The organism is Sphingomonas sp. R-74633 (assembly GCF_013416555.1).
GTDB lineage: Bacteria > Pseudomonadota > Alphaproteobacteria > Sphingomonadales > Sphingomonadaceae > Sphingomonas.
The window spans coordinates 679,889-697,411 of the sequence record NZ_JACCFG010000001.1 but is presented as its reverse complement, the minus strand read 5'-3'; the positions used below and the strand labels follow the sequence as shown (position 1 = coordinate 697,411).

Annotated in this window: 18 protein-coding genes; 8 read left to right on the top strand and 10 right to left on the bottom strand. The window is 65.9% G+C overall.

Annotated elements, in window-relative coordinates:
* Positions 1 to 10 precede the first annotated feature (10 nt).
* From HZY97_RS03265 to HZY97_RS03255, 3 genes are read right to left on the bottom strand one after another with little or no spacing between them, the layout of a single operon-like run.
* Positions 11 to 376 carry a PilZ domain-containing protein gene (locus HZY97_RS03265; RefSeq protein WP_180140532.1) on the bottom strand — a complete coding sequence of 122 codons (366 nt, stop codon included), beginning with the start codon at positions 374 to 376 and terminating at the stop codon, positions 11 to 13.
* A gap of 7 nt (positions 377 to 383) precedes the next feature.
* A complete protein-coding gene (locus tag HZY97_RS03260) occupies positions 384 to 2,039 on the bottom strand; it encodes a pilus assembly protein TadG-related protein (RefSeq protein ID WP_180140530.1) in 1,656 nt (551 codons plus the stop codon).
* A complete protein-coding gene (locus HZY97_RS03255; RefSeq protein ID WP_257214857.1) occupies positions 2,036 to 2,485 on the bottom strand; it encodes a TadE/TadG family type IV pilus assembly protein in 450 nt (149 codons plus the stop codon). Before HZY97_RS03255 ends, HZY97_RS03260 begins: the two co-directional genes overlap by 4 nt.
* A 288-nt stretch (positions 2,486 to 2,773) precedes the next feature.
* Between HZY97_RS03255 and HZY97_RS03250 the strand changes: the two genes are divergently transcribed.
* Positions 2,774 to 3,673, top strand: a complete 900-nt coding sequence (locus HZY97_RS03250; RefSeq protein WP_180140527.1) for a PAS domain-containing protein — start codon at positions 2,774 to 2,776, stop codon at positions 3,671 to 3,673.
* Here HZY97_RS03250 and HZY97_RS03245 read toward each other — a convergent pair.
* Positions 3,667 to 4,332 (bottom strand): hypothetical protein, encoded by a 666-nt coding sequence (locus HZY97_RS03245; protein WP_180140525.1) that lies wholly within the window; start codon positions 4,330 to 4,332, stop codon positions 3,667 to 3,669. The two genes, HZY97_RS03250 and HZY97_RS03245, sit on opposite strands and share 7 nt — an antisense overlap.
* Positions 4,333 to 4,503: 171 nt before the next feature.
* Positions 4,504 to 6,939, bottom strand: coding sequence for a TonB-dependent receptor (locus HZY97_RS03240; protein ID WP_180140523.1), 2,436 nt, complete (start codon positions 6,937 to 6,939; stop codon positions 4,504 to 4,506).
* 250 nt (positions 6,940 to 7,189) lie between these two features.
* Here HZY97_RS03240 and HZY97_RS03235 point away from each other — a divergent pair, with 250 nt between their 5' ends.
* A complete protein-coding gene (locus HZY97_RS03235) occupies positions 7,190 to 7,660 on the top strand; it encodes an Hsp20 family protein (RefSeq protein WP_180140521.1) in 471 nt (156 codons plus the stop codon).
* A 316-nt stretch (positions 7,661 to 7,976) separates the two neighbouring features.
* Here the strand turns inward: HZY97_RS03235 and HZY97_RS03230 are convergent, their stop codons facing one another.
* Positions 7,977 to 8,609: a peptidylprolyl isomerase gene (locus HZY97_RS03230; RefSeq protein WP_180140519.1), complete on the bottom strand. Its 633-nt coding sequence runs from the start codon at positions 8,607 to 8,609 to the stop codon at positions 7,977 to 7,979.
* A 102-nt stretch (positions 8,610 to 8,711) separates the two neighbouring features.
* On the opposite strand from HZY97_RS03230, the gene HZY97_RS03225 reads away from it, so the two are divergent.
* Positions 8,712 to 9,122: a GFA family protein gene (locus HZY97_RS03225; protein ID WP_180140517.1), complete on the top strand. Its 411-nt coding sequence runs from the start codon at positions 8,712 to 8,714 to the stop codon at positions 9,120 to 9,122.
* A gap of 127 nt (positions 9,123 to 9,249) precedes the next feature.
* Here the strand turns inward: HZY97_RS03225 and HZY97_RS03220 are convergent, their stop codons facing one another.
* On the bottom strand, positions 9,250 to 10,155 hold the full coding sequence (locus HZY97_RS03220; RefSeq protein ID WP_180140515.1) for an SDR family oxidoreductase: 906 nt from the start codon (positions 10,153 to 10,155) through the stop codon (positions 9,250 to 9,252).
* 82 nt (positions 10,156 to 10,237) lie between these two features.
* Here HZY97_RS03220 and HZY97_RS03215 point away from each other — a divergent pair, with 82 nt between their 5' ends.
* Positions 10,238 to 11,086 carry a helix-turn-helix transcriptional regulator gene (locus HZY97_RS03215; RefSeq protein WP_257214856.1) on the top strand — a complete coding sequence of 283 codons (849 nt, stop codon included), beginning with the start codon at positions 10,238 to 10,240 and terminating at the stop codon, positions 11,084 to 11,086.
* A gap of 116 nt (positions 11,087 to 11,202) precedes the next feature.
* Here the strand turns inward: HZY97_RS03215 and HZY97_RS03210 are convergent, their stop codons facing one another.
* The 3 genes from HZY97_RS03210 to secG all read right to left on the bottom strand — a co-directional run bounded on the left by HZY97_RS03210 (position 11,203) and on the right by secG (position 14,048).
* On the bottom strand, positions 11,203 to 11,766 hold the full coding sequence (locus tag HZY97_RS03210) for a hypothetical protein (protein WP_180140514.1): 564 nt from the start codon (positions 11,764 to 11,766) through the stop codon (positions 11,203 to 11,205).
* Positions 11,767 to 11,910: 144 nt separating this feature from the next.
* Positions 11,911 to 13,548: a CTP synthase gene (locus HZY97_RS03205; RefSeq protein ID WP_180140512.1), complete on the bottom strand. Its 1,638-nt coding sequence runs from the start codon at positions 13,546 to 13,548 to the stop codon at positions 11,911 to 11,913.
* Positions 13,549 to 13,652: 104 nt separating this feature from the next.
* The gene (gene secG, locus HZY97_RS03200; protein ID WP_180140510.1) at positions 13,653 to 14,048 is read right to left on the bottom strand and encodes a preprotein translocase subunit SecG; all 396 of its coding nucleotides are present in this window, start codon (positions 14,046 to 14,048) and stop codon (positions 13,653 to 13,655) included.
* Positions 14,049 to 14,253: 205 nt separating this feature from the next.
* Here secG and HZY97_RS03195 point away from each other — a divergent pair, with 205 nt between their 5' ends.
* The 4 genes from HZY97_RS03195 to zwf all read left to right on the top strand — a co-directional run bounded on the left by HZY97_RS03195 (position 14,254) and on the right by zwf (position 17,491).
* Positions 14,254 to 14,607 carry a MarR family transcriptional regulator gene (locus tag HZY97_RS03195; protein WP_180140508.1) on the top strand — a complete coding sequence of 118 codons (354 nt, stop codon included), beginning with the start codon at positions 14,254 to 14,256 and terminating at the stop codon, positions 14,605 to 14,607.
* 118 nt (positions 14,608 to 14,725) lie between these two features.
* Entirely contained in the window at positions 14,726 to 14,920 is a 195-nt protein-coding gene (locus tag HZY97_RS20885; protein WP_257214855.1) for an SH3 domain-containing protein, read from the top strand.
* Positions 14,917 to 15,858: an N-acetyl-gamma-glutamyl-phosphate reductase gene (gene argC, locus HZY97_RS03185; protein WP_180140506.1), complete on the top strand. Its 942-nt coding sequence runs from the start codon at positions 14,917 to 14,919 to the stop codon at positions 15,856 to 15,858. The genes HZY97_RS20885 and argC overlap by 4 nt, the downstream gene beginning before the upstream one ends.
* A gap of 175 nt (positions 15,859 to 16,033) precedes the next feature.
* Positions 16,034 to 17,491 (top strand): glucose-6-phosphate dehydrogenase, encoded by a 1,458-nt coding sequence (gene zwf, locus HZY97_RS03180; protein WP_180140505.1) that lies wholly within the window; start codon positions 16,034 to 16,036, stop codon positions 17,489 to 17,491.
* The last annotated feature ends 32 nt before the right edge of the window (positions 17,492 to 17,523 follow it).

Genomic DNA, 17,523 nt, shown 5'->3' with positions numbered 1-17,523 from the left:
GGGAGCTGCTTCAACGCAGCGCCGAAAGCGGACGATATTCGGATTGCTCCTGCTTGCTCGGCAGGTTCATGAGATGCGTCACGACGCCGGGATGCAATGGCGCAGCAAAGCGCAGGCCCGCCGCCGCGCGATCGCTCCACACCACCGTCGCGTTCAGCGCCTTGAAGCCGGGCAGGCGGATGATCGTCTGCATCCCCGGCGGCAGCAGGAAGCCGGTCTCGAGCCGGCAGCCGGTGCGCGAGATCTCGACCATCGCCACGCTCTGAAAGCAGAGGCGCGATTCCTTCACCGTCGCCGCGATCGACACCGGCCAGCGCATCGCATCGCGCCGGTCCACACCCTGCGTAATCTTCAACCCTCGGCGGTCACCCGGCATTTCTTCCCTACCCTACTAGAATCGGCTTGCCGCAACGCAGCCCGTTCACACGCACATCCGCCTGTCCCACATTCACGCCCAGCAATCCGGTCAGGTCATTGAGCAGCGAATCGATCGGCACCGCTACGCCCTGCAGCAGCCCGCCCACCGCGGAAGTGACCGGAGTGAGATTGACGCCAATCCCCAGCGCATTGGCCTGAATGTCCATGCCCTTCACCAACGAACCGGCGACGCCCGCAGTCAGATCGTGGGTCGAGACCGAATGCGAAGTGCCCGCCGCGATCTCCTGCGCGGTGAAGGTCGCCTTCTGCGCCCCCGCCCCGCCCAGCGTGACATTCGCCACGCCAGTAACCTCGGCGAGGCCCAGCAGCTTCACCAGTGTCGTGCGACGCGGCGTGATCGCGGCGTTGAAATTGCCCAATATCGCCGTATCGACGTCGCCGAGCCCGACCTGGCCGGCGGCGGTGGTCACGTCGAGCGACACCGTCGCGCTGGACGGTGTCGGGCAGGAAATGCTGCGGAGCGAGGCTTCGGCATTGGCGAGTTCGACGAAGATCGGCAGGTGCACCGAGGTCGACGAGAGCAGCCCCGATCCGCCGACCCGAGCATCAACATAGAGGCGCGTCTGCGCGGTGCGCACCTTGATGCCGCGATCCTTCGCTACTGCCAGCCAGGGCGAATTGGCCGGACGCTCGCCCATCGCCAGCGTCACCTTGGTCGAGACCACGCCCGGCACATTGGCACCAAGATCGAGATCGAGCTGGCGTTTGCCGGTTGCGGTCTCCAGTACCTCGCGGACCAGCGCATAGGCGTCGGCCTTGATCGGGCGCGAGGGATCGACTTTGGTCTCGCCCGATAGCGGGCCGAGGTCGATCAGCTGGGAGAGCTTCACAGTAACCGGCGGCACCTTCACTGCGATCGCGCGCAGCGCCGATTGCGCGCTCGTGCCCGATGCCGTGCTCGCCAGCGCGTTCAGTACCTTGGGCAGGCTGATATTGGTCGCCAGCGTCTCGCCAAAGGTCAGGCCCTGAAGGCTTGCCTGGGTACGCAGCGCATCGATGAAGGCGAGCAGGTCGACATCGGCGTTCACCAGTCCCTGCGCGTCCATCACATTGATGCTGAGGTCGGTCCCCGCGATGCTCGACAGCAGCTGCCCGGGCAGCCCACCACCAACCGAGGCAAGTCGCGAGCCGATCGAGAAGGAGGCGAGATCCACGCGCGCCGCGACTGCGCGCACCGATACCCGCGCCGTCGGCCGCCCGGTCAGGAACTTGCCGAAGAACAGGGGCACATCACGGCCGATCGTCAGGCGCACGGCATTGCCGTCACTGCCCGACGGCGAGAAGCGCGCATCGGGGGCCAGCGAGGTGTCGGGCGAATAGCTGCCGCGCTCGATCTGCTCGATATTCGTGTCGCCCGCCTTGTTCGCGCTGATCGCCGATCGCGCCGCAGTCTCTGCCGCTTCGCTGTTGGCGGCGCTCAACGCCGCGGCATCGGCCACGCCCTGCAGCCGGCGTTTCTCCAGATAGAGCGAGCCGGTATCCACTGCGAACGCCGCCGAGCCGGCGAGCATCACGAAGCCTCCCGCGAACAACATGGTGATGTTGCCCCGCCGGTCCGCAGCCAGTGCGCCGAGAAGCCGGATCGAATTGACGCGGCTCATGGCGCGGAAAGCACGACGGTGGCGCTGCGCTCGATCATCGCGGCGGGCAGCGGAACGAGTTTGATCGAGAGCAGCGGATCCTTCGCCGCGTCGTAGCTGAGGTGCACGGTGAGCGTGTGCCCGTCATCGTCGATCAGGCTGTTCATGCGCTCGGTCTTGAGCGTGCCGGTCTTGCGCATATTGGCGTCGAGCGCCTGGCGGACCAGCGTCGCGCGTTCATTGGGATCGAGCCCGCCCAGCGAGGCCCGCGCCGCCTCGTTCGCCGCCTGTTGCACGCTGTTGGCGCAGAGGAACCAGCCGCCATAGGTGACGATGCCGCAAATCAGCATCAGCAAGATCGGCAGCGAAAACGCCATTTCGATCGCAGCCGCCCCGCGGCGGTCACGCCACAGACGCAGCCACCCCCGGAAGGGCTGGAAAACGGGCAGAGGCGAGCACCGGCACATGCGCGATTCTTCGCATGGGGCGCCTTCCAAATCCCTTGTGCGATCGCAAGTTAGATATCCGCATTTTCAGTAAACATATGCCACCGCCGCTCACGTCCGGAATCGACGTTTCCCGGGCGATCCTATTGATTTTTAACTCCATTCTCGATCTACCCAATATTGATTTACGTTAATCTCCTGATATTTTCGGAGTCCAACTGAAATTGAGCAATTTACGTAATTATCGGATTTACTGCCGAACCACGCGAACAATTTCAGTTTCGTAGAACAATCCCGGAGCTTCGCCTCATGCAACGATCCTCTGTACAGACGGTTTCATCGGCGGAACTTACCCGCAATTTCGCCTATTGGCAGGACCGCGCGATGCACGGCCCGGTGACGATCACCTATCATGGGCGCCCTCGCTACGTGCTGCTCGCCGCCGAGAGCTGGGATGCGGAGCGCTCGATAAGCGATGGCGAGAACGCCCGGCGCGAACTGGAATATCAGTTCCTCGTCGAGCATATGGACGGCGGCCTGCTCGTCGCCGACACCGCGCTGCGGATCACCGACGCCTCCAGCGCGGCAGCGCTGATCATCGGGCGGGCAGCGGCGACGATGGTCGGGACTCCGATCACCGACGTGCTGCCCAGTTCGACGCACGCCACGATGCTCTCCAGCCTGCGCCACGTGTTGCGCAGCGGCGAGCAGGCGCAGTTCGACCTGCTGCTCGACGAGGAGAATGGCACGCGGCTACGCGTGCGCGCCTTTCCCTGGGTCGAGGGCGTCGCACTGCTGCTCCGGGTCAGCTACGAGGACGATGAGGAAGCCAGGCTGGCGGAACAGACTGCGCTGGAAAAGGCCCGGCAGGCGCATGGACGGATCGAAGTGCTGCGGCTCACCGTGCGCGGCACCGTGACGATGGTCGAGGCCGAGTTCGCCAAGCTGGTCGGCCTGGCGCGCGAGCGGATCCTCGGGCTGCGCTTCTCCGATCTGCTGGCCGTACGCGACCGTTCGGTGGCCCGCGAGGCGATCGAACGTGTACTGAGCGGCCGCGCGGAAGCGGAGGCGTTCGACGCGCGACTGCTGTGCGGGGGCGCGGAGGAGATCGGCGCGCGCATCTCGGTCGCGCCGCTTGCCAGCGGCTATGCCGTGGGCGGCGCAATGGTGATCGTCACGCTCGATCAGAGCACGGAGACGGTTCAGTAGCAGGAAGGCCGCTTGAGCTCGGCGGTCCGCGCGAGCGCCTGCTGGAAGGTGCCGACGACCTGATTGGTCAGCCCTTCAGGGCGAGTCGCTACTGCGCTCAGCCGACCGCAGGATAGCGTCGTCCCAGACCAGGCGACCGACCAGCCGATTCGCGGACGGCTGGTGTCGCCCTCTGCGAGCGTGACATTGCCATGGATCTCCGCCGGAGCGCCGCCCTCGATCCGCGCGCGCGCGGCATCGTTTAGCCGACCGGCCCAGCCGCCGTCCCCGCCCTCGCCCGGCACCAGTTCGACCCGCGCAGCACCGGCCTTGGGCCGCGCCGTACCGCCCGCCTCCTGCTCGGGCTGGGGAATTTCGGTGGAGCGCCGTCCCAGCACCGACATCACCGTCTCGCTCACACTCTTCACGCCGGTCAGGTCGCCGCGCACGGCGACGCCGAGCAATACGATGATTGCGCCCAGCACGAGCAGCGCGCGGATCGGGTTGGGGATTCTGAGGCGCGAGACCACCAGCACCGAGATGCAGAGCGAGGCAATCAGCAGGACGTTGACATAGCCTGCGTTGCTGAAGGCTGTGGTCTGCACCCACACCAGCCCGCCGACGATCTGGCACGCGCACACCAGCGCGGCGAGCAAGCCCGCCCCGCTGAAGCTCGGCACAGATTTCCTGGCTACCCGCATGACCTCCCCAATATAGAGGCGAAGTATAGCGAGCGTCGGTTAAACCCAGATCAAATAGCGCGGCCGGCATGTAAAGAAGGGAGGCGGTGCGGGCGCCGCCTCCCTTCCCCTAACCTCCCCCGGCCATGGCAGGAGGTCAGATCGTGCAACTCAGAACGACTTGCTGATCGTCAGGCCATAGGTCCTCGGATCGCCCGGCTGACCCACGATCAGGCCGGTGCTGCCCGACTGAGTCGAGAGCAGCTCATAATAGTTCTGGTCGAAGACGTTGCGGACCCAGCCATAGATGTTGAGGTCCGGGCGCCGCCAGCCGAGGCGGACGTTCGACAGCGAATAGCCGTCGATCCAGGTATAGGCGGAGGGCGACGGGTTGGACGAGAAGCGCTCGCGCCAGCTGCCGTCATAGCCGAGATAGACATCGCCATCGCCGACCGGCTGGCGAACCTCGCCGCCCCAGCTCAGCGACCATTTGGAGATGCCCGGCAGCACCTGGCCCGAAATGTCGCAATAAGCGGGGCTGCGGCCACCGGGCGTGCCGGCCGGATCCGTGACGCCGCCCGGCGCAGTCGCGGTGCCGCCGGAGAGCTCGGGCGGGCACGGTGCGTTCTTGAAGTCGATATATTTGGCGTCGGTATAGGCGCCGTTGAAGTAGAGGTTGAACGCGCGGCTGGGTCGGAACGAGGCGTCCCACTCGAAGCCGCGCGAACGGACCTTGCCGGCATTGGCGAGATAGCCGCGGATAACGTTGATCGCGTTGTTGTTCACCGTCGCCTGATAGTCCTTCACTTCGGTCCAGAACGCCGCGGCGTTGATCGTCAGGCGGCGATCGAGGAACTGGGTCTTGAGACCGATCTCGAAGTGATCGACCTTCTCGGGCTTCACCGTCTGGGTGGTGAGATCGACGCCGGTGCTGGTCGAGTTGAGCGGCAGGCCGGAGAGGTTGATGCCGCCCGATTTGAAGCTGCGCGCATAGGTGGCGTAAGCGTGAACATCGCGCGACAGGTCGTATGAGGCGGTGATGTCGCCCGACACGTTCCAGTCGCTGAAGCGCGGGCTGTAGCGCTGCGGCGCCAGCGTGTTGATCTGGTTCTGGAAGGTCGTCCGCGCCGCGCCCGAGGTGGCGGCAAACAGCGCTGCGACGTTATCCGCCGAGGCATCGAAATTATACTGCGCGTTGTGGATGCTGACGACCGAGTCGTAATAGCCCGATTTCTTGTCGTAGTTCAGCCGCAGGCCCGGCTGGATGTGGAAGCCGTCGGCCGGCTCCCAGTTTAGCTTGCCGAACAGCGCGAAGCTGGTGTTGTCGAAGTTAATCGTGTTGGTCGAGGTCAGCCCGTTCAGCACATTCGGGTTGAGCGAGTCGGCGCCCGAGAGCAGCCAGCGGCTGGCCGCCGCGCCCTGGACCTGCGAGCCCTGGGTATTGATCGTCTGGTGAAAGAAGAAGGCGCCGAGCGTGTAGTCGAGCCGGCCGTCGCCGTTCGAGGCGAGGCGCAGTTCCTGGCTGAACTGCTTCTGCTGCGACGGGTTCTGCGAGACCGTCGTGATCGGCAGGCCAATGAAATCGCGGTCGTTCTTCGGCTGCCAGTCCCAATAGCGCCATGCCGTGACCGAGGTCAGCGTGACCGGGCCGAGGTTCCAGTTGGCGACGAGCGAGGCGCCGCCAATCTCCTGGCGCGAGTTGATCTCGGCATCGAGATCGGTCTTGCGATCGAAGGCGTCGGTGCTCGGCGGCGCATAGCCCAGCGCCGTGGCGAGTGCCGCGTACTGGCGGGCGAGCGGGCGCTGGGTCGCTCCGGTTCGGACATAATATTGGACGCAGCACAGCGGGTTCTGGAGGTTCCAGTCGCCCGAGAAGGTCAGGTCGATATCGTCGTTCACCTTCCACAGCAGCTGGCCGCGGAAGCTGCTCGTGCGCTGCTTGTGAAGGTCCTCGCCGGTGCGGACATTCTCGATCGTCCCGCCACGGCTGGTCACCGCGCTTGAGATGCGCAGCGCGACCGTGTCGCTCAAGGGCCCCGAGACCGATGCCTTGGCCGAGATCAGGTCATAATTGCCGACGCTGAGCTCGACCTTGCTCTCAGGCGTGAAGCTGGGTGCGCGGGTGGTGATGTTGATCGCACCGGCGGTGGTGTTCTTGCCGTAGAGCGTGCCCTGGGGACCGCGCAGCACCTCGACTCGCTCGACATCGACAAAGTCGAAGGTCGATGCACCGATGCGGCCGATATAGACCTGGTCGAGATAGAAGCCGACGCCTTGCTCGATGCCGTCATTGGTGAGGCCGAACGGCGCGCCGAGGCCGCGGATGTTGATCGCCGAGTTGCGCGGGTTGCTCGAGTAGAATTGCACCGCGGGCAGCGAAGTCTGCAGGCGATTGAGGTTGCTCGCGCCGGTATTCTCGATCGTCGCGCCACCGATCACCGAGATCGCGATCGGCACGTCCTGGGCGCGCTCCTCGCGGCGCCGCGCGGTGACGACGATCTCCCCGCCTTCCTGCGCCGGCCTGGCCTTTTCCTGCGGCACAGGCGCGTCCTGAGGCGCGGGAGCGGTACTCGTCAGGAGCAGTAGCGAAAGCGAAGCAAGGCTCATCATCATCCCCTTTGGCCGTGTTGCACTTAATCTCCACTGATTTGGTGGACATTAGCGAACAAGGAGATGTTTAGCGATCCCTAGCCGCGGTTGACCGCCGCGCCGCGCCCTCGTTTCGGCGCACTTGAAAGCCACCCGATCCAACACAATCTGTATCAAGCGGCGCCGTAACGGGCCGCGAAAAACCGCGGCGTCGCGGGCTGTCCGGGCGCCGTGGACATCGATCAATTCGCTTCACGAAGGTCTTGATATGCGCCAGTTCGACTTCACTCCCTTCCGCCGCTCGACGATCGGTTTCGACCGGCTGTTCGACCTGCTCGAGGCCAGCGCCCGCCAGCAGGCATCCGAGAATTATCCCCCGTTCAACCTCGAGCGCATCGCCGAGGACCGCTACCGGATCACCCTCGCCGTCGCCGGTTTCAAGCCCGACGAGATCGACATCACCGCGCAGCAGAATCTGCTGCAGGTGGCCGGCAAGAAGCGCGAGGAGAACGAGAACAACCAAGGCGCCTATCTGCACCTGGGCATCGCCAACCGCAGCTTCGAGCGCCGATTCGAACTGGCCGACTTCGTCCGCGTCGAGCGCGCCGATCTGGCCGACGGGTTGCTCGTGGTCGAGCTGGTCCGCGAAGTGCCCGAGGCGATGAAGCCGAAGAAGATCGCAGTGAACGGCGCCGGCCAGCCGAGCCCGATCGAGCATCGCGAGGCGGACGCCGCCTGACACCACCCACCACGGCTCGCGACGTCTTCCTCCCTTTGGACGTCGCAGCGGGGGGCGCCTGGACCATGGTTCGGGCGCCCTTTGTGTATCCGCATGATTCAGACACTTTCGGACACTTTCGTACGCGGATGTTTGCTAGCTTTGCGGCCTGGCAGGGTTTCGCGGCGCGCTCACGTATCGCTCCCGGGAGTGCGGAAGGATGCACGCCCAGACACTTCGGACGCCCGAAGTTCACATTGCTGCTTTCACCGGTTCAAAGAGCGGCCCTTGCGGGACGCTGGAACATTAGTGGAACATTGGCGTGTAGGAAAGGCCCCTAGCGGCCGGCGCCGATCAGCCAGGGCTTCACGCGGCCGGTAGGCTTGGCCACGCCGTCGAGCCGCTCTGCGCGGAGGATCCTGACCGGTTGGAGGATCATCTGGTCCTTCATCGCATCGCGGCCACCGCCGGTGGGGAGCGCCAGGATGCGCTTCACCACGTCCATGCCCGAGACGATCTTGCCGAACGCCGCAAAGCCGCGGAACTGGCCGCGCGCGTCGAGCCCGGGGTTGGGGCCGACCATGATCGAGAAGTTGCAATTGGCGCCGTCCGGGTTGGGGCCGTGCGCCATCGAGATCGTGCCGTCCAGATGCTTCAGTCCGGTCACTTCGGTCGATTCGAGCGGCACCGAGGGCAGCATCCGCCGCGCATCGGTGCCGATCCCGCCCTGGACAAAGCCGTGCGTGGGATCGCCCTTGCGCCGCGCCGAGCGGTAGAATTCCGTCTTCTCCAGCCGGCCATCGTCGACATAGGCCATGAAATTGGCGACCGTCTTCGGCGCGTGCTTCGCATCCAGCGCGACGACAATATTCCCGGCCGAAGTGACCAGACGCACGCGGATCGTGCCGGGCTCCTGTGGAGCGGCGGCGGCAGTGAGGCAGAGCGCGAGGAGGGCGACAAGGATACGCATGCGGGCTCGCTAATCGAAACGGGACGGGTTTTGGAAGCGTTTTCCCGCGCCAAAGCGTTCCGCGTGAACATCGGCGACCATAGCGTATGGAGGAGGCCAGGCATGGAAACACATAGCGGCGGCTGCCTGTGCGGCGCGGTGCGGATCGAGGCGGCCGGCGAGCCGTACCGGGTCGGGCTGTGCCACTGCCTCGACTGCCGCAAGCATCACGGCGCGCTGTTCTATGCCGCGGCGATCTTCCCGGAGGACGCCGTGACGATCACCGGCGAGACGCGCGACTATAAGGGGCGCTGCTTCTGTCCGGTCTGCGGCTCGTCGGTGTTTGCGCGCTATGGCGACGAGATCGAAGTGACGCTGGGGTCACTGGATACGCCGGACCAGTTCGTGCCGAGCTATGAGAACTGGACGGTGCGGCGCGAAAGCTGGCTGCCGCCCTTCCCGCTTGCGCATCATTATGTGCGCGATCGGGAAGGGCGTGGGGCGGAGCGAGGACTAGGGCGGGCTGAACCCTGATTAGTTGCTCCCCGGCGAAGGCCGGGGCCCAGTTGCGATGTCGTTCGAGAGGTTCCCGCGCCTAACCAGATGCGCCGAGACTGGGCCCCGGCCTTCGCCGGGGAACCAAGAAAGAAAGTGCCGCGGCTTACCAGGGCTTGAGCGGCACCGCATAATCCATCGCACGCAGGTCCTCGATCAGGCCCGGACCGGTCGGCTGCCAACCGAGGCGCTGGCGGGTCTTGGCGCTCGAGGCGGGCATGTCGAGGGCGATGAACATCGCGAGCCAGCCGAAATGCGTGCCGGCCTCCTCGGGCGTGAGCGAACGGGCCGGCACGTCCAGCCCGGCGGCGACGGCTTCGGCGATCGTGCGGGCGGTGACGCCTTCCTCGGCGACCGCATTATAGCGCGCGCCCTTCGTGCCCTTGTCGAGCGCGAGGACATAGAGCCTGGCCACGTCATCGACATGCGCCGCGGGCCAGCGATTGGCGCCATCGCCGATATAGGCGGCGACGCCCTTCTCGCCCGCGATTTGGACATAGGGGCTGATCAGGCCTTGGCGGACCGGATCGTGCACCTGCGGCAGGCGGACGACGCGAATGTCGAGGCCGGCGTCGAGCAGCTTCTGGCCAGTCAGCTCGGAAAGGATGCGCGGATTGGGGTGGCTGTCGTCGAACACGTCCTCGTCGGCGAGCTTGCCATGGCCGACGCCGCCCATGCCGGTGCCCGAGGTGAGGATCAGCGGGCGGTCGCTGCCCTTGAGCGCTTCGCCCATCGCCTCGAGGACGGCGCGGTCCTTCTCGCAATTGGCGACGAAGTTGGCGAAGTCGTGATCGAAGGCGGTGTGGATCACCGCGTCCGCCTGTGCCGCGCCCGCGGCGAGGCTGGCGGGATCCTCGAGCGTGCCGCGATGGACCTGTGCGCCCTGCGCCTCGAGCGCGGCGGCGCCGGCGTCCGATCGAGTGAGGCCGAGCACCTGGTGGCCGGCGGCGAGCAGCTCGGGGACGATTCGCGAACCGATGAAGCCGGTGGCGCCGGTGAGGAAAACACGCATGGGACAAACTCCGTTTTGTCGTTCGAAGACTGTTGTGGGACTGGCGCTCTTCCTGTTAAAGTAGTGACCTTATCCTAGTATAATGACCAACAGGATCGGCATGGAAGAGATCGGCACCCCCCTGGGCAGGTTCCTGCGCGACCGGCGCACGCGGCTCGATCCGGCGAGCTTCGGGTTCGGGAGCGGGCGGCGGCGGACGCCGGGGCTGCGGCGCGAGGAAGTGGCGCAGCGATCGAACATCAGCCCGACCTGGTACACCTGGCTCGAACAGGGCCGCGGCGGCGCGCCCTCGGCCGATGTGCTCGACCGGATCGCGAGCGGCATGATGCTGACCGAGCCCGAGCGCGAGCATCTTTACATGCTCGCCTTCGGGCACCCGCCCGAGGCCCGCTATCGCGGTGGCGAGGGGATTTCGCCGCGGCTGCAACGGGTGCTCGACGCAATGGAGTTCGTCCCGGCGATGATCCGCACGGCGACCTGGGACGTGGTCGCGTGGAACCGCGCGGCGGCCGTGGCGCTCACCGATTATGGCACGGTGGCGCCGGCCGAGCGTAACGTGCTGCGGCGGATGTTCTCCGATTCGGCGACCCAGGCGGCGCAGGAGGACTGGATGAGCGTGGCGCGCTATCTCGTCGCGGCGTTCCGGGCGGACGTGACGCGGGCGGGCGCCTCGCACGAGATCAGCGCGCTGGTCGAGGAGCTCAGCCGGACCAGCGCCGAGTTCGCGGCGCTGTGGCAGAGCAATGATGTCGTCGGCTATCCGGGCGACGGCGTGAAGCGGCTGCGGCATCCGGTGCTGGGGCCGATCACGCTGGAATTCTCGACCTTCGCGGTGGAGGGGCGGCCGGAGCTCAACCTGATGATCTACAATCCCGCCACGGCGGAGGTGGCGGCGAAGGTGCGGGCGGCGGTGGAGGCGAAGGGCTCATAGTTCCCCGGCGAAGGCCGGGGCCCAGCTGCAATGTCGTTCGAGGGGTTCGACCGCCTAACCAGAGACGCCGAGACTGGGCCCCGGCCTTCGCCGGGGATCAGCTTCGAGCATGCAACCTAGAGCAGGTACACCACCACATAGCGCGCGACGAGGGCGAGCATCACCACGCGCGCCCACCGCTCGGTCGGCACGAACATCGCCGCCCCCATCAGCAGCAGCAGGATCGCGACGAGGCCGAGGGCCAGCGGGCGCAGGAGGTGCGGGGCGATCGTCGGCAGGCTGGCGTACAAGCCGAGCTGGCAGATGAGCAGTGCGACCAGCACGCCGATGATGACGCGGCGGACGCGGAAGAAATGCGCGTCGAAATCGGGCTGGTTCTCGACGTCGCGCGGGAAGACGAGGTGCGCGGCGAGATAATAGGCACCGGCAAAGGCGGTGATCGCCATCAGCGCCTTGCCCGAGACGAGCACGGTATCGCGCACCACCCAGGCGGCCTGCCAGAAGGACAGCAGGTCGAGCAGAACGAAGGCGCCGAGCAGCGGGGTGAGCCAGCCGATGCGGACGGTGGACCCGGGCCGCAGCCGTGCCTCGATCGCGCGGGCGAGCCCGCCCAGCACTTCGGCGAGCGACAGGCCGAGCAACAGGCCGTACAGCGCGAAGATGAACTCGAAATCCGACATGCAATGGCCCCTTTTCGCAGGGGCTTAGCGCGGGGCGTTCATATCTTCCAGTTCCCCGGCGAAAGCCGGGGCCCAGAGTTGCAAACGACACGGCAGAGAAACCCTGGGCCCCGGCCTTCGCCGGGGATCAGCTTGGGTATCGGTTCAGACCAGCCGGCTCTGCCGAACCGCGGCTTCGATGAAGCCGGCGAAGAGCGGGTGCGGTTCGAAGGGCTTTGACTTGAGTTCCGGGTGGAACTGCACGCCGACGAACCAGGGATGGTCGGGCCGCTCGACGATCTCGGGCAGCGCACCGTCGGGCGACATGCCGGAGAAGACCAGGCCGCCTGCCTCGAGCACCGGCTTGTAGGCGGTGTTGACTTCGTAGCGGTGGCGGTGGCGCTCGCTGATCTCGTCGGCGCCGTAGATCGAGCTGACGACCGAGTTGCCGCCGAGCTTCGCGGTATAGGCGCCGAGGCGCATTGTGCCGCCGAGATCGCCGCCTTCCTCGCGCTTCTGCAGGCCGTCCGAGGTCATCCATTCGGTGATCATGCCGACCACCGGCTCCTGCGTCGGGCCGAATTCGGTGGTCGAGGCATCGGTGACGCCCCCTGCCCGCGCACCCTCGATGCACGCCATCTGCATGCCGAGGCAGATGCCGAAGAACGGCACGTTGCGCTCGCGGGCGAACTTGACGCCGGCGATCTTGCCCTCGCTGCCGCGCTCGCCAAAGCCGCCGGGGACGAGGATGCCGTGCAGCGGCTCGAGCTGCGCGGTGATTTCTTCCTCATCGTCCTGTTCGAACAATTCGGCGTCGATCCAGCGGATGTTGACCTTCACGCGGTTGGCAATGCCGCCATGGGTGAGCGCCTCGGTGAGCGACTTATAGGCGTCAGGCACGCCCATATATTTGCCGACCACGCCGATCGTGACTTCGCCCTCGGGGTTCTCGATGCGATCGAGAATCTGCTCCCAGCGGGTGAGATCGGGCGAACCCTCGGCGACTTCGATGCCGAAGGCGCGGAGCACTTCGATGTCGAGTCCCTCGGCATGATATTGGAGCGGCACGCCGTAGATGCTCTTGGCATCGAGCGCGGGGATGACCGACGAGGCCGGGACGTTGCAGAACAAGGCGATCTTGGCGCGGTCGCTCTCCGGCAGCGGCTTCTCGCTGCGGCAGACGATGACGTCGGCATGGACGCCGAGCGAGGCGAGCTCGCGGACGCTGTGCTGGGTCGGCTTGGTCTTCAGCTCGCCGGCGGCGGCGATGTAGGGCACGAGCGTCAGGTGAACGCTGACCGAGTTGCCGCGGCCGAGATCGTTCCTGAGCTGGCGAATCGCCTCGACGAAGGGCAGCGACTCGATGTCGCCGACGGTGCCGCCGATCTCGCACAGGACGAAATCGAGATCCTCGGTATCCGCCTGGGCGAAGACCTTGATCGCATCGGTGACGTGCGGGATCACCTGGACGGTGGCGCCGAGATAGTCGCCGCGGCGCTCGCGCTCGATGATCGTCTTGTAGATCCGGCCCGACGTGATGTTGTCGCTCTGGCGCGAGGCGACGCCGGTGAAGCGCTCGTAATGCCCCAGGTCGAGATCGGTCTCGGCGCCGTCGTCGGTGACGTAGACCTCACCATGCTGGTGCGGCGACATCGTGCCGGGATCGACATTGAGATAGGGATCGAACTTGCGGATGCGGACCCGATAGCCTCGAGCCTGGAGCAGAGCCGCGAGGCTCGCTGCCATGAGACCCTTGCCAAGCGAGGAGACCACGCCGCCGGTGATGAAGATATACCGCGCCATGGGAGAAAACGCCTAACGTGAATGGACGCGCGCCGGAAGCGTGCGAATCACGCCACCGGGCACTATTTTTGTGGACGAACCCGGGTTCAGCCCGGGTCGGCGGATTATTGGGCGAGCGGAACCGCGCTGTTGCCCTGGGCCGACGGCGCGGCCGGAGCCGTGCTGTTGCCCTGAGTCGGCGCGAACGGAGCGCCGCCCGGAGGTGCGCTGGTCGGCAGCGCCTGCGGCGCGGTGACCGGGGTGGCGCGCTGGAGCGATGCATCGATCGTCGAGCCGTGGCGGCTCGCCGCGATGAAGGCGAGCACGATCGACATCAGGATGAAGGTGCCTGCGAGAATCGCCGTGGTGCGCGTCAGGAAGTCCGCCGCGCTGCGCGCCGACATCAGGCCCGAGGGGCTGCCGCTCGAAGTAAGGCCGCCGCCTTCCGACTTCTGCATGAGGATCACGGTCACGAGCAGCGCCGCGATGATTGCCTGGATGACGAGCAGGAAGGTGAACATGAAAGTGCGCGGGCCTCTTGTGAAAGGCGGCACATAGGGGAGCAACCCGCCGCGATCAACCACCGGCTCGCCCCTTGAAGCGCAACATCCCCAACAAAGATGTAACATTTCGCACCCGGAGCGAAACCGGATCGTTTCATGCGCGTTAAGAGGAGTCACCCGGGCGTACCGGGGGCGTAACAACAGAGTATATGCCGTGAACGCAATGACCGACAGCTCGCTTTCTTCGTGGAAGAACACGCTGATCGACTATGTGCGATCGGGCGAACCGGACTTGACCAATAGGCAAATGGCGCTGCTGATGCTCGTCTATCTGGATCCCGGCCCTCACACCGTGCGCGGATTGGCCCGGGCTTTGAACGTATCGAAGCCCGTCGTGACACGTGCCTTGAATAGACTGGGCACGCTCGGCTATCTGCGCCGCCAGCGCGACGATACCGACAAGCGGAACATCTTCGTCGCCAAGACCGCGGAAGGGGCAGAGTTTCTTGCAGAATTCGGGCATTTCCTCGCTGGGGGGCACATCGCCGAACCAGTCGCCCGCAGGGCCAGCGCGTAAGCGTTTCTCGCTGAAGGGTCGTTCGGTTGCCATCGATCCCAGGGTCGATGCCGTTCGTCGTGACCTGGCAGACGTGCGTCTGGCGGATCGGGTGTTCGCACCCCATTATGCTGCACCTATGCCACGCTCGATCATCGCTCCCATCGCGCTCCATGCGGGTCCCAAGCCCGATTCGGACGTGCTCGCCCAGCTGAAGCAGGGCGAGATCTTCGAAGTGCTCGAACTGGCAGGCGACCATGCCTGGGGTGTCGTCCCGGGGCAGAAGCTGGTCGGCTATGTGCCCGCCAGCGTGCTGGAGCGGCCTGCGGCATGACGATTCGGGTTTTCATCGACGGCGCCGTGGGCACCACGGGCCTGGAGATTCGCGAGCGGCTGGATGGCCGGGCGGGGATCGAGCAGATCATCCTGAGCGACAAGGACCGCAAGAACGCCGCGAAGCGCGAGGATGCGCTCAATTCGGCGGACTTCGTGATTCTCTGCCTGCCCGACGACGCGGCGCGCGAAGCGGTCGACATGATCAAGGCGGCCAAGGTCCGCGTGATCGACGCGTCGAGCGCGCACCGCGTGGCGGATGGCTGGACCTATGGCTTCCCCGAGCTCGAGCCCGGCCAGGCGGCGCAGATCGCGGAAGCCGCGCGCGTCTCCAACCCCGGCTGCTACCCCACCGGCTTCCTGGCGCTGATTCGCCCGCTGGTCCGCGCGGGCCTGGTGCCGCACGACTATCCACTGAGCGTCAACGCGGTCTCGGGCTATTCGGGCGGCGGCAAGAACATGATCGCCGAGTTCGAGGACGCCAAGGGCGCGACCTATACCGAGACGGCGTTCCGCAACTATGGCCTGACGCTGGGGCACAAGCATGTGCCCGAGATGACCAAGCACGCCCGCATCGTGCACCCGCCGATCTTCCAGCCGGCGGTGGCGCGGACCTATCGCGGGATGCTGGTCGAGGTGCCCCTGCCCCTCCACGCCTTCACCCGGCGGCCTTCGCTCGAGGCGATCGAGAACGCACTGCGCGAGGCATACAAGGATTCGCCGATCGTGCAGGTGCTGCCGAGCGACGTTACCGCAGTGACGATCGAGGAGGATGCGGGCACCGACCGGCTCTCGCTGCGCGTGTTCGGCAATGCCGAGACCGGCCAGGCACGGCTGGTGGCGACGCTCGACAATCTCGGCAAGGGCGCCGCGGGTGCGGCAGTGCAGAACCTCAACATCATGGCCGGGTTCGAGCAGACCGACGGCCTGGTGCTCTAGTCACTGACCGTCATCCCGGCGAAAGCCGGGATCTCGTGCGGTGGGGCGATACGGCCTGAGATCCCGGCTTTCGCCGGGATGACGGATCATTGCCACCGGTAACCTTTGCCACCAGCCTTGATCTTTGCGTTCCATTGGTGTCTCCGGGGCCCGAAACGAAAAAGAGAGGCGATCCATGAGCCAGCCCGCGGGCAAATTGCTGTTGTTCGGCGCCACCGGCGACCTTTCCCAGCGGATGCTGCTCCCCTCGCTCTACGGCCTCCATGCCGACGGATTGCTGCCCCAGGGCCTGACCATCACGGGCACCGCACGCTCGGATCACGACGATGCGGGCTTCCGTGAATTCACCCGCGAAGCCCTCGAAAAATTCCTTCCTGCTGACAGGAAAGATGACAGCGCTGTCGGGAGTTTCCTCGAGCGGCTGTTCTATCAGCGGCTCGATGCCTCGAAGACCGACGGCTTCGCCGCGCTGGCGGAGAAGCTTGGCGACATCTCGGGCGGGCTGGCGATTTTCCTGTCGACCGCGCCCTCGCTGTTCGGCCCGACGATCAAGGGGCTCGAATCGGCGGGGCTGACCGGCAACAATGTCCGCATCGGGCTTGAGAAGCCGCTGGGCGTCGACCTCGCCTCCAGCCGCGTGGTCAACGACATCGTCGCCGAGGCCTTTCCCGAGGACCGCACCTTCCGGATCGATCACTATCTCGGCAAGGAGACGGTGCAGAACATCCTGGCGCTGCGCTTCGGCAACTCGCTGTTCGAGCCGGTGTGGAACGCGCAGGGCATCGAGCATGTCCAGATCACCGTCTCCGAGACGGTCGGGCTCGAGGGCCGCGCGGGCTATTATGACGATGTCGGCGCGCTGCGCGACATGGTGCAGAACCACATGCTCCAGCTGCTCGCACTGATCGCGATGGAGCCCCCTGCCCGCTTCAACGGCACTGCGATCCGCGACGAGAAGGTCAAGGTCCTGCGCTCGCTGCGCCCGATCAAGGGCGCTGACGTGCCCAACCTGACGGTGACCGGCCAATATGGCGGCGGCGCGGTGAAGGGCGAGATCGTCCGCTCGTACGACACCGACCTGGAGAAGAACTCGGACACCGAGACCTTCGTCGCGATCAAGGCGCATGTCGACAATTGGCGCTGGCACGGCGTGCCCTTCTACCTGCGCACCGGCAAGCGCCTCGCAGAACGGCGCAGCGAGATCGTGATCACATTCAAGCCGGTGCCGCACTCGATCTTCGAGGAGCGCGGCGGCGCGCTGAAGCCCAACACGCTGGTGATCCGCCTGCAGCCCGAGGAATATATCCAGCTGCTGGTGATGGCGAAGGAGCCGGGTCTCGACCGCGACGGCATTCGCCTCGCGGAAGTACCGCTCAACCTGAGCCTCGAGCATGAATTCGCCGGCACCCGCCGCCGCATCGCCTATGAGCGGCTGCTGCTCGACCTGATCGAGGGCGACCCGACCTTGTTCGTCCGCCGTGACGAGGTGGAAGCCCAGTGGGAATGGATCGATGCGATCCGCGACGGCTGGAAGGCCAGCGGCGTGAAGCCCAAACCCTATGCCTCGGGCAGCTGGGGACCGAGCGCCTCGGTCGCGCTCACCGAGCGCGATGGGGTGACGTGGAACGAGTGATAGTTTGTGGGGAACCGTCACCCTGAACTTGT